Annotated in this window: 13 protein-coding genes; 4 read left to right on the forward strand and 9 right to left on the reverse strand. The window is 65.9% G+C overall.

Annotated features, from left to right (window positions below):
- The first annotated feature begins 31 nt into the window (after positions 1-31).
- Complete coding sequence (locus AC5JDC_RS12560; protein ID WP_495841641.1) at positions 32-1,210, forward strand: lytic murein transglycosylase; 1,179 nt, start codon at positions 32-34, stop codon at positions 1,208-1,210.
- A gap of 47 nt (positions 1,211-1,257) precedes the next feature.
- Here the strand turns inward: AC5JDC_RS12560 and AC5JDC_RS12565 are convergent, their stop codons facing one another.
- The 3 genes from AC5JDC_RS12565 to AC5JDC_RS12575 all read right to left on the reverse strand — a co-directional run bounded on the left by AC5JDC_RS12565 (position 1,258) and on the right by AC5JDC_RS12575 (position 4,475).
- The gene (locus tag AC5JDC_RS12565) at positions 1,258-1,794 is read right to left on the reverse strand and encodes a hypothetical protein (RefSeq protein ID WP_495841642.1); all 537 of its coding nucleotides are present in this window, start codon (positions 1,792-1,794) and stop codon (positions 1,258-1,260) included.
- Between the two features lie 4 nt (positions 1,795-1,798).
- Positions 1,799-3,166 (reverse strand): HD domain-containing protein, encoded by a 1,368-nt coding sequence (locus AC5JDC_RS12570; RefSeq protein ID WP_495841643.1) that lies wholly within the window; start codon positions 3,164-3,166, stop codon positions 1,799-1,801.
- 85 nt (positions 3,167-3,251) lie between these two features.
- Positions 3,252-4,475: an alanine racemase gene (locus AC5JDC_RS12575; protein WP_495841644.1), complete on the reverse strand. Its 1,224-nt coding sequence runs from the start codon at positions 4,473-4,475 to the stop codon at positions 3,252-3,254.
- Between the two features lie 213 nt (positions 4,476-4,688).
- On the opposite strand from AC5JDC_RS12575, the gene AC5JDC_RS12580 reads away from it, so the two are divergent.
- Positions 4,689-5,621, forward strand: a complete 933-nt coding sequence (locus AC5JDC_RS12580; RefSeq protein ID WP_495841645.1) for a DMT family transporter — start codon at positions 4,689-4,691, stop codon at positions 5,619-5,621.
- A gap of 357 nt (positions 5,622-5,978) precedes the next feature.
- Here the strand turns inward: AC5JDC_RS12580 and metF are convergent, their stop codons facing one another.
- Complete coding sequence (gene metF, locus AC5JDC_RS12585) at positions 5,979-6,899, reverse strand: methylenetetrahydrofolate reductase [NAD(P)H] (protein WP_495841646.1); 921 nt, start codon at positions 6,897-6,899, stop codon at positions 5,979-5,981.
- On the reverse strand, positions 6,899-7,903 hold the full coding sequence (locus AC5JDC_RS12590; RefSeq protein ID WP_495841647.1) for an ArsR/SmtB family transcription factor: 1,005 nt from the start codon (positions 7,901-7,903) through the stop codon (positions 6,899-6,901). The genes metF and AC5JDC_RS12590 overlap by 1 nt, the downstream gene beginning before the upstream one ends.
- 85 nt (positions 7,904-7,988) lie before the next feature.
- Between AC5JDC_RS12590 and tsaA the strand changes: the two genes are divergently transcribed.
- Positions 7,989-8,531 (forward strand): tRNA (N6-threonylcarbamoyladenosine(37)-N6)-methyltransferase TrmO, encoded by a 543-nt coding sequence (gene tsaA / locus AC5JDC_RS12595; protein WP_495841648.1) that lies wholly within the window; start codon positions 7,989-7,991, stop codon positions 8,529-8,531.
- Positions 8,531-8,839, forward strand: a complete 309-nt coding sequence (locus AC5JDC_RS12600; protein ID WP_495841649.1) for a DUF2293 domain-containing protein — start codon at positions 8,531-8,533, stop codon at positions 8,837-8,839. Before tsaA ends, AC5JDC_RS12600 begins: the two co-directional genes overlap by 1 nt.
- A 55-nt stretch (positions 8,840-8,894) precedes the next feature.
- On the opposite strand, the gene AC5JDC_RS12605 is transcribed toward AC5JDC_RS12600, so the two are convergent.
- The 4 genes from AC5JDC_RS12605 to AC5JDC_RS12620 form a co-directional block, all read right to left on the reverse strand.
- Positions 8,895-9,518, reverse strand: coding sequence for an MOSC domain-containing protein (locus AC5JDC_RS12605; protein WP_495841650.1), 624 nt, complete (start codon positions 9,516-9,518; stop codon positions 8,895-8,897).
- A 10-nt stretch (positions 9,519-9,528) separates the two neighbouring features.
- A complete protein-coding gene (locus AC5JDC_RS12610) occupies positions 9,529-10,641 on the reverse strand; it encodes a beta-ketoacyl-ACP synthase III (protein WP_495841651.1) in 1,113 nt (370 codons plus the stop codon).
- A gap of 186 nt (positions 10,642-10,827) precedes the next feature.
- Entirely contained in the window at positions 10,828-11,601 is a 774-nt protein-coding gene (gene tam / locus AC5JDC_RS12615; RefSeq protein ID WP_495841652.1) for a trans-aconitate 2-methyltransferase, read from the reverse strand.
- A 170-nt stretch (positions 11,602-11,771) separates the two neighbouring features.
- Positions 11,772-12,493, reverse strand: a 722-nt coding sequence (locus tag AC5JDC_RS12620; RefSeq protein WP_495841653.1) for a hypothetical protein, incomplete at its 5' end; no start/stop codon positions are given.

Genomic DNA, 12,493 nt, shown 5'->3' on the forward strand with positions numbered 1-12,493 from the left:
AAACTTCTCGAACAATCAGGACACGCCCCGAATGCGGATTTCCGTAAAAGCCCTCTCCGTTCTTGCCGTGATGGCATCGGCAACGGCCGCGCAGGCCCAGGAGTGCGGCGTCGATTTCGAGGTATGGCGCAAGGGCGTGGCCGACGAGGCGCGCGCCGCCGGGGTCGGCGAGCGCGGTCTGTCGGCGCTGGCGGTAGCCGACATCGACACGCGCGTGCTGGCGCGCGACCGCGCCCAGGGCGTGTTCAGCCAGACCTTCATCGAATTCTCCTCGCGCATGATCTCGGACTACCGGCTGAAGCAGGGTGCGGCCAATCTGAAGAAATATGCCGACGTCTTCGCTCGCGCCGAGCGGGAGTTCGGCGTGCCCGGACCGGTGGTTGCCGCCTTCTGGGCGCTGGAGACCGATTTCGGCGCCGTGCAGGGCGATTTCGGCACGCTGAACGCGCTGGTCACGCTGGCACATGACTGCCGCCGGCCGCAGCTCTTCCGCCCGCAGCTCGTGCCGCTGTTGACGCTGATCGACCGCGGCATGCTGCCGGCCGACGTCAAGGGCGCCTGGGCCGGCGAGATCGGCCAGACCCAGATTCTGCCCACCGACTATCTCCTGCGCGGCGTCGACGGCGACGGCGACGGCATCGTCGACCTGCGCGGCAGCGCGGCGGACGTGATCATGACCACCGCCAACAAGATCCGGCACCGCGGCTGGAAGGCCGGCCAGCCCTGGCTGGTCGAGATACGCGTGCCCGACGACATGCCGTGGGACCAGACCGGCCGCACCAACAAGCTGCCGGTCGCGCAGTGGAGCGACTGGGGCGTCACCAAACGCGACGGCTCGCCGCTCGAGGACCACGGGCTCAATGCCGGCGTCGTCCTGCCGATGGGCCGCAAGGGCCCAGCCTTCCTGAGCTACGACAATTACGACATCTACCTGCACTGGAACCAGTCGGCCACCTACACACTCACCGCCGCGGTGCTCGCCACCCGGCTGGCCGGCGCTCCCGCCTACGACAAGCGCAACCCCGAGCCGGGCCTCATCGGCGACACCATGAAGCAGCTCCAGCAGAAGCTCGCCGACAAGGGCTACGACGTCGGCGGCATCGACGGCATTCTGGGCGCCGGCACCCGCGAGGCGGTGCGCCAGGAGCAGATCAAGCTCGGCCTGCCGGTCGACGGCTGGCCGACCCCGGCGCTGCTGGGGATGATGTAGCGGGCAATTTTACTTCCTGGCGAACAATCATCGTGAAACCAGCATGGTTATACGCTAACGGCAGGATCGCTCGACCGTGCCGGCGGGAGGCCCAGTTCGCGCAAAAGCTCAAGCGCTTTGTCCAAGCGGTTGTTTTCGGTTTTGGGGCCTTTTCGCCGGACGATCTCTTCTCGCCAATCCGGCACTTTTTCCTCCGCGGCAAGCCAATGTGCCGTTGCCGCCAATTCCAGCACTGTGACATTCGAAGCAGCAAGGTCGTGGACAATCCTTTTGGCCCTGGACGCCTCTAGACGACCGAAAACATTGGATTGTGGTCCTTTCTTCAGGCTGAAAATGCTGTAACGCGCGCCATCGCTGTGACGATGCCCGAACTCCTCAACGATATAGCCGAATGCCTCGGCATCGAGGATCGCATTGTCCAGATCGCGCGAATAAGGGCCATAGTGATGATACTGATACCCAAAGCCACTCTCCATGCCGAGCCGGTCGAGCAGGTAAGCAATCTTCTGAAGGCGGATACGGCTGGCTAATTTGCCACCAGCGGCGGCTATGATGGCTGCGACACGCTCCTCGTGCTCGATCATGACCTTATCCTCTCTTTCCCCTCGCCTTGTCGCGATCCTCAGCGTTTTCGAAGTAGAGGCGCGTGAACTGCCGTTTCTGCTCGAGTGTCCTGATCATGGAAGAAGGGACGCTGATTTCGACCGGTTTTCCACCGTCGAGAACGTGTAGCTTTTTGTGAATACGGTCCTCATCGCCCCCTACCTCGGAATAGATGCTGATCGATGCCTTGTCGTCCAACATCACCGAGCCGCTGCTTATCTGATTCTCGAAATCCCTCGTGATTTTTCGCAACTTCTGGCGCTGTCTCCCTTCGTCATGTCCGACGTCGGCGATATCCAGCGTCTTGAACAATCTGCGCTCCCGCAGCCTAGACGCCATATCCGAGATGACTTGGTCGGCAGCCTGCGTCATGGCTCCGAGTGATCCGAAAACGAGGGCATCATCGAGCGCGAGATAGTTCTCGACCGTCTCGCCGTCCTTGCCGAAGAAACAGATCAGAGGATGACCCTTGTCCAGCCCGGTATACTTCCTTACGTTGCTATTCTCCGCCGCGTGTTTGGCGATGTTATGAAGCAGCTTTCCTATCATGTGCTCAACGCAGCGCGTAGTCTTATGGAAATAAACCTGCTGATGAAGCGTGTATCGTGCTAAGAGGAATTGCTCTGCCGCCGGTAGAGCCTTCGCTGCAAGGCAGAATGTAGCTACCTTCCTAACGGAATCGTCTTCCTCATCCGGAGCTGCGATTTCGATTTCAGCGACGCGAACGCTGTCCATAAGCCAATCGAAATCAATCGCACCTGCGCCGGTTCCCGTCATCAATTTGTCGCGCCGTAGATAGTCTAGCCGGTCGGCATCAAACGAACTTGAGACGACAGCATGATAGATGTCTGTCGGATCGTCGGCCTCAAGCAACTCCGCGACTTCGGCACAGAAGCCCGGACGAAACGCCTCCAGCAGCGGACGGATGCAGCCTGCCTCGTTACGAATGATCTCCGCAGTCCATTTTTCGTGCCGCCGCTTGGCGCCACGCGATTCCTGGACACTCTCGAAAGTATGGCTGAACGGACCGTGGCCAAGATCGTGCAGCAGGGCGGCTATCGTTGCGACGTCAGCGCGAGGTTCCTCAAATGTCTGGCCATTTCGTTTCATTTCGCGGCGAATGATCTTCACCAAGGCGCGTGCGGTGTGAAACACACCGATTGAATGCGCGAAACGGGAATGAACCGCGCCGGGAAAAGTGAATTCAGATACTCCCAACTGTCGTATCCGACGAAGACGCTGGAACTCCGGGGCATCGATGAGTTTCCACGCGAGCATGTCCGCCTTCGTTTCCTCGAAAACGATCAGCCCATGCACCGTATCTCGAATTCTTCTGCTGCCGGTGTCGCCCACATTAATCCAAAATATTTCCCTCAATTAAGAATATGACAAAATTCCTATGCTGTCGAGTGCTTTCCTTAAAGGGCCTGATGTCCCCCTATTCCGCCGCCATCGTCTCGACGCTGGCGAACCCCTGCGGCGCCACGCCTTCCTCGAAGGGCGTCGTCACCTCGACGAAAGTGTCGGGATAGAAGCCGTTGAAGCGCGTCCGCAGCGACAGCGAATAGGCGCCGATATGGCCGATCTCGATCCAGTCGCCGGTGTCGACCGTCTCCGGCAGCCAGAACGGGCGCGACAGGATGTCGACGGAATCGCAGGTGGCGCCGCACACCTTGAACGGTACGATGTTGCTCTCGCTGCCGTTGCGCGAGCGGATCGCCGGATCGGGGATGAAGCGCGCCGGCAGCGTCAGCTTGCCGGTCCACGAGTCCGACAGCGAGGCCCAGATGCCGTCGTTGATGTAGAGCCGCCTGCCCTTGCGCAGCAGCACGCGCACGATCAGCGAGAAGGCGCGCGCCACGATGACCCGCCCCGGCTCCGCCACCAGCGGCAGCGTGTCGAACTGCCACTCCCTTAGGTCCGCACGCAGCCGCGCCATGAGATGTTCGAGCGACGGCATGGGCGGCTTCTTCGACGCCGGGTCGATGCCGTATTCGGCCGGAAAACCGCCGCCGACGTCGAGCCCGGCAATGTCGAAGCCGACCCGGTTGCGCACCCAGTCGGCGGACGCCAGCGCCCGCTCATAGGTATCCGGATCCTCGATCTGGCTGCCGACGTGGAAGCACAGTCCCACCTTGTAGCCGTAGCGGTTCAGGCGGTCGGCGAGTTCCACCGCATAGGCCGGCCCCGCCCCGAACTTCTTCGATAGTTCGTAGGCGGCCGAACCCTTGGTCTGGATGCGCACGAAGACGGTGATGGCGCCCGGGTCGATGTCGAGCGCCCGTACCACGCGCGTCAGCTTGGTGACCTCGTCCTCGTGGTCGACGGCGATCACGCGGATGCCGTAACGCTCCAGCGCCAGCCTTATGTCGGACTGTGCCTTGACCGGGTGCATGTAGAGCATCTCGGCATCGGCGGAGACGGCCCTCACGGACGCGAACTCGCCGGGCGATGCGACGTCGAAGGCGGTCACGCCTGCCTCCACCAGCGCCTTCAGCACCAGTTGTTCGCCATTGGTCTTGACCGCATAGGCGGTCTTGCCCGGAAACATCTGCATGAACTGGCGGGCATCGGCCTTCAGCACGTCCGGCCGGAAGCAATAGACCGGATCGTCGGGCCTCAGTGCCAGCGCCGCTTCGGTGGCGTTGTCGAATTTCTGCATCGGGCCTCCGGCGAACGAGGTGCGGCCCATACTTAGGGCAAGGCCGAACGGAAGGGAAATGGTCATCGGCGCGGAACGCTCCGCCGGTCGCGCGGACGCCATCGCGCCACCTGCCGCGATGCGGAACAATCGTTGCGCCAGCGACCGGAAAACGGGTGGCCGCTGCCTCGCGCCGGTTCTATGGCGGGCCTACAAACACAGCGGGAGGTTCCGATGTCGACGCTCGATGCTGCCCGGAACGCGGGCCAATCCATGTCGCTGAAAAGCTGGGCGATGCTGGTGCTGCTCGGGGCCATCTGGGGCGGCTCATTCTTCTTCGCCCGCGTCGCCGTCGCCGAGATCCCGCCGCTGACGCTGGTGCTGTTCCGCGTCGCCCTGGCGGCGATCGCCCTGCACGTCTATCTGGCTGCGCGCGGGCTTTCCTTCCGCCTCGCCCTGCCCTATGCCGCCGGCTTCTTCCTGCTGGCCCTGCTCAACAACGTCATCCCGTTCTCGCTGATCTTCGCCGGCCAGACCGAGCTCGGCGCCGGCCTCGCCTCGGTGCTCAACGCCACCACGCCGTTCTGGACGGCGCTGCTCGCCAACAGCCTGACGACGGACGAGAAGCTCACCTGGAACAAGGTGGCGGGCATCCTGCTCGGCATCGCCGGCACCGCCATCATGATCGGCCCCGGCCTCGTCGCCGGACTGGGCGGCCCTGTCTGGGCAAAGTTCGCGCTGGTCGGCGCCTCCGTCTCCTACGCCTTTGCCCTCATGGTGGCCAAGCGCTTCAAGGGCGTGCCGCCGACGGTGGTCGCCACCGCGCAGCTCACCGCCTCGACCGTCATCATGCTTCCCGTCGTGCTTGCCGTCAGCGGCGACGAAGACCTGTTTTCGGCGAGCGGGCATGTCTGGGCCGCCGTCGCCGGCCTAGCGCTGGTGTCGACGGCCTTCGCCTATATCCTCTATTTCCGCCTGATCGCCGATGCCGGCGCCACCAACGCCTCGCTGGTCACGCTGATCGTACCGGTCAGCGCCATCCTTCTCGGCACCGCCTTCCTCGGCGAGCGTCTGGAACCGGTCGAGATTCTGGGCATGGCGGTCATCGCGGCCGGATTGGTGACCATCGACGGGCGGCTGTTCGGCGGCATGACCCGGCGTTCCTGACGAATTCCGCCACAATTTCGCGAGACCGGATTCCCGAAATCTTTTCAACGGCTAACGGCCGAACCCGGCGGGAGTTTTCCATAGTTCCGCCGCAATGCAGCATGTTTTCCGCTTGTCTGCCGGGCAAACTCGCTTAGATTCCGCCTCCATGCTCTACTCATGGAGGCATCGCATGGGACTTGCACGGTCAGTCAACGCTCTGATGATTTGTGCTGCGTTCGCCGTTATCGGCGCCCTCATTATGGGAGTTCTTCCGTGACCGCATGAGTTTGGGGGGTATCGGAGCGGTTCCGGTACCAGAGACGAGAAAGGCCCGCCGGCGACGGCGGGCCTTTTCGTTTGAGAAGCTTCTGCCGCTCAGGCGGCGGCCGACCCTGCGTCCACGGCGGGCTCGTGCGCCCGGATGCCGATCATGTGGCAGATGGCGAAGACCAGGTCGGCGCGGTTCATCGTGTAGAAGTGGAAATCCTCGACGCCCCGCTCCATCAGGTCCATCACCTGCTCGGCCGCGACGGCCGACGCCACCAGCGCATGCGTCTGCGGGTCCTTCTGCAGCCCGTCGAAGCGCTCGGCCAGCCAGGCCGGCACATGCGCGCCGGCTCGCGAGGAGAAGTTGGCGACCTGCGAAAAATTGTGCACCGGCAGCACGCCCGGCACGATCGGGATATAGATGCCGGCCCGCCGCGCCCGCTCGACATAACGCTCGTAGAGATCGTTGTCGAAGAAGAACTGGGTGATCGCCCGCGTCGCGCCATTGTCGACCTTGCGCTTCAGCATGTCGATGTCGGTGGCGAAATCCGGGCTCTCCGGGTGCTTTTCCGGATAGGCGGAGACGGAGATGTCGAAATCGCCGACGGCGCGCATGGCGCCGACCAGTTCGGCGGCGTTGGCATAACCTTCCGGATGCGGGCGGTAGCGCGCGCCGACGCCCTCGGCCGGGTCGCCGCGCAGCGCCACGAAGCGCTTCACGCCCATCTCCGCGAATTCGGCGACCACCTGGTCGACCTGGTCGCGCGTCGCGTCGACGCAGGTCATGTGGGCAGCCGGCGTGAGCCGCGTCTCGGTGAGGATGCGCCTGACGGTACGCGCGGTGCGCTCGCGCGTCGAGCCGCCGGCACCGTAGGTGACGGAGACGAAGCGCGGCCCGAGCGGCTCCAGCCGCGTCACCGTCTGCCAGAGCTTTTCCTCCATTTCGTCGGTTTTCGGCGGGAAGAACTCGAAGGAGACGCGAATCCTGCCGCCCATGTCGGGACGGCGCGAGAAACGGAACTGGTTCATCAGGCGGTTTCTCCCTGCAGCGCTGTGTTCGGGCGGTCGGCGATCAGCATGCGGCGGTCGCGGCCGAGCCAGAGTTTCACGGTGAGCGTCGCGGGGCCGGCGGCGCGCGGCGCGAAGGCCGCGGCCCACGCGACGTCGAGGGGGGGCGCGGCCACCCAATAGCCGATATGCTGGTCGGAGAAGCCGCGGCGCAGATGGGCCGGCGCGGCGGGCGGGACTACCAGCGCATGCGACGCGAAATCGACGATGACGAGCCGGCCGGACGGGCGCAGCAGCCGCGCCGCCTCGCGGATCGCCGCACCCGGCTCCTCCAGATAGTGCAGCACCTGATGGATGGTGATCAGGTCGAAGCTGTCGCGCTCGACGGGCGGGGCAAAGATGTCGCCCTGGCGCACCTGCGCATGCGACACCCCTGCCCGGTCGAGATTGGCGCGCGCCACCGCCAGCATCTCGCGCGAGAGGTCGACGCCGACGCCACGGCGGTAGAGCGGCGCGAACAGCTCGAGCAGCCGCCCCGTGCCGGTACCGAGGTCGAGCATGGACTGGAACGGCTTCTTGCCGACGGCGGCGAGCAGCGCCGCCTCGACGGCCCGGTCCGGTGCATGCAGGCTGCGCAACTGGTCCCAGGAGGCGGCGTTGCGGCTGAAATAGGCGCTCGCCTTCTCCTGGCGGCGCTGCTTCACCGCATGCAGCCGCTCGAGATCGCGATCGACCTGCGGGTCGCGTTCATGCACGCGCGAGACGATGCCCTGAACGAATTCGCGGATGTCCTCGTCGTCGGAGATACGGAAGAACGCCCAGGAGCCTTCCTGATAGCGCTCCACCAGCCCCGCTTCCATCAGCAGCTTCAGATGACGCGACACCCGCGGCTGCGACTGGTTGAGGATTTCGGTGATGTCCGAGACGGTCAGATCGCCGCGCGAGATCAGCGCGAGGATGCGCAGCCGGCTGGATTCGGCCGCCGCCTTCAATATATCAACCATCTGGTCGAGGGTTATGCGCATGGACGTACAAGCCAACAAGACATAAACATATCTTTATGTGAAGAAGGGATCGACTGCAAGAGCCATGTCGCATGAGGACAAGAAAATGCCGCTCGGGGAAAATGCCATGTTCGAGTTGCGCGGTGGCGAGGTGGCACTGACCGGGGACCCCGCCGCGCAGGCCGGCGACGCCCATCTGGTCTTCATCGGCGTGATCCGCTCGCCCTGGAAGCGGCGCGAGGACTGCCCGAAGAACATGCGCGAGGCGCGCGAGCGCGGCGGCGGCGCGACGGTGGAGATCGCCCCGGCCTACCGGCCGGGACTCGAAGGTCTTGCCGCGGCCAGCCACGTCGCCGTTCTGAGCTGGCTGCATCATGCGCCGCGGAATCTGATTGTGCAGAAACCCCGGCATGCCGTTCAATCGAAAGGCGTTTTCGCGCTGCGCTCGCCCGTGCGCCCCAACCCGGTCGGATTGCATGTGGTCCGTCTTGTCGATGTCGATCCGACCTCGGGAGTACTTTCGCTGGAGGCGATCGACGTGCTCGACGGAACGCCGGTCATCGACATCAAGCCGTACTTCGCCTCGACCGACGCCGTGCCGGACGCCGTCTATGCCAAGGGTCAGACATCCGGGGACGGGTCGAGCTGATGTCGACGCAGCGGCAGCGGGCGATCGCCAAGGCGCTGACGGCGCTGCTGCCGCAGGCGCCTTATGCCGATACGGAGAAGATCAGGGCCGACGCCAATGCTAGGCACCTGAAGACGCTGCCGCCGTCGGTGGCGGTCTGGCTGGCGACGGTGGCGCATGTCCGCCACACCCACACCGACTACGAGGCGCTGCTCGAGGACGATTACGACCGCGACTCCGCCCGCTTCTTCGTCGTCGACCAGATCAATGCGGTGCTGACCCGCTGGCGGGCGACCAGGCTGCTCGATCCGGACGACGAGGAGGTGTAGCGGCGGTATCCGACCTGTCTGCGGGCAACCCCTCCCAATCGAGACGGCCGTCGAACTAGGCCCGATAGATCCATTGCTCCGGCACGCGCACCGACACCTCCTCGCCGAGCGCCACCCTGCCCGGTTTCTCGACCCAGGCGACCAGGCCGCGCAGGCGCTTCGCCACCTTCGGAAAGAGCAGAGCGCCGGCCTCCTCGTCGGCCATGCCGGCGCGGACCGCTATCTGCTTGCCGGCGAAGCGGCACGGACCGTTCTGCGCGTCGATCTTCACCGTCGCGCCGCCCTTGAAGAACAGCAGCGTGCCGGCGGGCAGCATCGACAGATGCGGGATGCCGTCCAGCAGAAGGTTGGCGCCGATCCATTCGGGCAGTATCTCCGCCAGCCCCATGCGGCCGGCCACGACAGCCAGCTCGTCGGGCGCGACGATCGACAGCTGCCGCTCGTTGCGCATCTCGGTACCGCGCGGATACCAGGGCTCGCGGCTGCCGGATCGCCGGGTCGGGCCGGCATGGAAATCGCCGGGAATGCCGTCCAGCGCGAGGTCGAGCGTTTCGGCCGCGCTGGTCTCGAAATGATTGCCTGCCGCGGCATAGAGGCCGGCAACGCGGCCGGCGAGCTTCCTGGCGGGAATGATGTCGAAAGCGGCGTCGCCGGCAGGCGGCATGGGCAGGTCGAGCATAAGGCGTCCCCTACATCATCCTCAGCAGCCCGCCGCCGATCGAATAGCCGGCGCCGAAGGCGCACAGCAGGCCCCAGTCGCCGCGCTCCATGTCCTTGTGGTTCTCCTGCATGGCGATGACCGCCCCGGCGGCGGCCGTGTTACCCAGCCGGTCGAGCACCATCGGCGCGCGATCCGGGCCGACGTCGTGGCCGAACGACAGCCGCAGGATCATGGCGTTCATGCGTGCATTGGCCTGGTGCAGCCAGAAACGTCTTATGTCGTGCGGCGTCAGACCGTGCTCGGCCAGGAAGTCGACGATGAAGCGGTGGCCCGCCACCGTCACTTCCTTGAACACCTTGTTGCCGACCTGCTTGATGAGATTGCCCTTGGCGGGAATGGCCGAAGGATCGTCCAGCCCGGCGCGCAGGAGAAAGCCGAAATTGGTTCGGATGTTGTTGGAGAACTGTGTCCAGCCGCGCGTGTCGATGACCTCGAAGCGGCCGGGCCGCTCCTCCAGCCGCTCCACCACCAGCGCGGTGGCGGCGTCGCCGAAGATGAAATGCGTCTGCCGGTCGCGGAAATCGAGATGGCCGGTGATGATCTCCGGCGTCACCACCAGCACCCGCCGCTGCGCGCCCGAGCGCACCAGGTTGGCGGCGACATGCAGGCCGGCGGCGGCCGACGAGCAGCCGAGCCCCATGTCGAAGGCCGCGCCCGGCGCGCCGAGCGCGTTCTGGATCTCGATGGCGATGGCCGGATAAGGCCGCTGGTGGTGCGAGGCGGCGCAGATGACCATGTCGACGTCGGCACCCTCCAGCCCGGCGTCGTCGAGCGCCCGGCGCGCCGCGCCGAGGCCGAACTCGGCCATCACCGACAGCTCGTCGTCGCCGCGCGGCGCGATGCGCGGCGCCATGCGCTCGGGGTCGAGGATGCCGTCCGGCGTGTGCACATGGCGCGACTTCACGCCCGACGCGTGCTCGATGAAATCGGCGGCCGACTTCGCCAGCGGCGGCTCGCCGGTGCCGGCGCGGCGCGCGTTCTCGGCCTCGACATAGGTGTTGAAGCTGTCGACCAGCTCGTCGTTGCCGATGGAGGTTTCTGGGATCAGGACGCCGATCCCGCTGATCATGACGCGGTGCATGCTCTTCAAGACTTCCTTACATCCGCGCGATCAGCGCGCGCCGGTCCGCCCCGGCTTCGGCGTCACATTGCGCCGCACCCGTTTACGCCGATTTAAGCGCGCCGCAAAGGGTGCGATGCAGCATAAAACCGGGCGGCGCCGCCTCTCGCGCCGCTGCTGTCGCCTCTCCATGGTCCACCACGAATGCTAAGCCGCCCGCTGCGCGACGATGAACAGCCGGGGAAATCGCAGCAGCACCCGGCCGTCGACGCGCGGCGGGTAGGCTTCGGCGATGCGCGCGAGATAGAGGGCGAGGAACTGCCGCTTCTCCTCCTCGTCGAGCGGATCGAGAAACGGCTTCAACCCGGTCGAACTCACCCAGTCGACGATCGCCTGCGCGTCGGCGAGCGGATGGTTGTAGGCGGTGTGCCAGATGTCGAGGCGCGCCGCCCGCGGCGCCAGAAGATCGTAATAGGCCGCGACCGGCGGCAGCGGGGCGCGCGCCGCGCCCGCCAGTTTTGCCGCGAACGACACGGCCGCCGCCGTCTCGCGCATCAGCCGGTGCGAGGGCTCGCCGAGATTGTCGGGCATCTGCACCGCCAGCACTCCGCCCGGCGCGAGCCGGCCGAGCAGCTTCACCAGCAGCGCCGGATGGTCCGGCAGCCACTGGAACACGGCATTGGCGAAGATCACGTCGACCGGTTCTTCCGGCGCCCAGTCCGCGGCGTCGGCGAGCGCGAAGCTCAGCCCGGGCAGCCGCGCCCGCGCCTTGTCGATCATGTCCGGCGAGGTGTCGATGCCGCTCACCTCGGCCTCGGGCCAGCGGGCGGCGAGCAGCTCGGTCGAGTTGCCGGGGCCGCAGCCGATGTCGACGACGCGGCGCGGGTTTTCGAGCGCGATCCGCGCCAGGAGGTCGCGCGCCGGCCGCGTCCGCTCGTCCTCGAATTTGAGATAGAGCGATGCGGACCAGTCTTTTGTCATCTTTCGCATCGTGCGAGCCGAGCCTGCGAGGATTGGAGAAGGACGTTCGATCCGCCTTGTTTGCAGAACCGTTGCTAGATCGATCGCGCCGCCGCCACAAGCGCCATCGTCGCCACGCCGCGGAAAATCCGCGGGGCTATCTTCGCTTCTCACGCCCGGCGGCGGCGCCGTCACGAGGTGTCGGGGCGCTGCAGGGCGTCGAAGGCAAGCCCGTGCAGTTCGTTCAGCACCTCGTGCACCGGGTGGACGGGCTTTCGCCGCCAGCCCGGCGGCCGGCCGGGCTTCAGCGGCCGCATCCGTTGGAACCGGCGCGTGCCGCCGGCTTTTCCGTCTTGCGTACCGGCGGCGCGGCCTTTGTTCTGCGTGAGGGCGGCATCGCGGCGGGCCCGCCAGCGGGCGAAACGTCTTGCCTGGGCCGGCAGGTCGTCGAGTGCGGCGGCCAGCGCCTCCAGCCGCAGGGCGACGCGCGTCGCATCGACCGGATCGTCGGGCGACGGCGGGGGCGGTATGCGGAACGGCACGCTGTAGCCCGGAAAGGAGATGCGCGGCACGCTTCTGGCAACCCACCAGGCGCGGCCGTTCCAAGGCCGGGGCATTCGCAGCGGATCGAGCAGGGGCAGCGACGCGACACGCCGGGCGAGGTTTTCCGCCGGCACCGGCACGCCGGGACGGCCGGCCTTGCGCGGGATCGCGGGTTTCGTCTCGCGCGGTTGGGGCGTCGGCAGGGCGACCACCAGGCCGCGCGCGGCCACGACGATCAGCCGCCGCACCGCCGCCTCGGCCGGATACAGCAGCTTGAGCACGGCGCGGTGGAGATGGCGTGGCAGCGTAAGTGCAGGGGACAGTTTACTTTTTTCGGCCCGCGCGACGTCTGGCTTGCTGCGGCTTTCTG

It is taken from the genome of Kumtagia sp., from assembly GCF_059502445.1.

What these genes read in the sequence shown, in the direction of transcription:
- tsaA (WP_495841648.1), top strand. Translation starts at nt 7,989, where the DNA reads ATGCCGCTCGGGGAAAATGCCATGTTCGAGTTGCGCGGTGGCGAGGTG.
- AC5JDC_RS12605 (WP_495841650.1), bottom strand. Translation starts at nt 9,518, where the DNA reads ATGCTCGACCTGCCCATGCCGCCTGCCGGCGACGCCGCTTTCGACATC.
- AC5JDC_RS12610 (WP_495841651.1), bottom strand. Translation starts at nt 10,641, where the DNA reads ATGCACCGCGTCATGATCAGCGGGATCGGCGTCCTGATCCCAGAAACC.
- tam (WP_495841652.1), bottom strand. Translation starts at nt 11,601, where the DNA reads ATGACAAAAGACTGGTCCGCATCGCTCTATCTCAAATTCGAGGACGAG.
- AC5JDC_RS12600 (WP_495841649.1), top strand. Translation starts at nt 8,531, where the DNA reads ATGTCGACGCAGCGGCAGCGGGCGATCGCCAAGGCGCTGACGGCGCTG.
- metF (WP_495841646.1), bottom strand. Translation starts at nt 6,899, where the DNA reads ATGAACCAGTTCCGTTTCTCGCGCCGTCCCGACATGGGCGGCAGGATT.
- AC5JDC_RS12580 (WP_495841645.1), top strand. Translation starts at nt 4,689, where the DNA reads ATGTCGACGCTCGATGCTGCCCGGAACGCGGGCCAATCCATGTCGCTG.
- AC5JDC_RS12565 (WP_495841642.1), bottom strand. Translation starts at nt 1,794, where the DNA reads ATGATCGAGCACGAGGAGCGTGTCGCAGCCATCATAGCCGCCGCTGGT.
- AC5JDC_RS12590 (WP_495841647.1), bottom strand. Translation starts at nt 7,903, where the DNA reads ATGCGCATAACCCTCGACCAGATGGTTGATATATTGAAGGCGGCGGCC.
- AC5JDC_RS12575 (WP_495841644.1), bottom strand. Translation starts at nt 4,475, where the DNA reads ATGCAGAAATTCGACAACGCCACCGAAGCGGCGCTGGCACTGAGGCCC.
- AC5JDC_RS12560 (WP_495841641.1), top strand. Translation starts at nt 32, where the DNA reads ATGCGGATTTCCGTAAAAGCCCTCTCCGTTCTTGCCGTGATGGCATCG.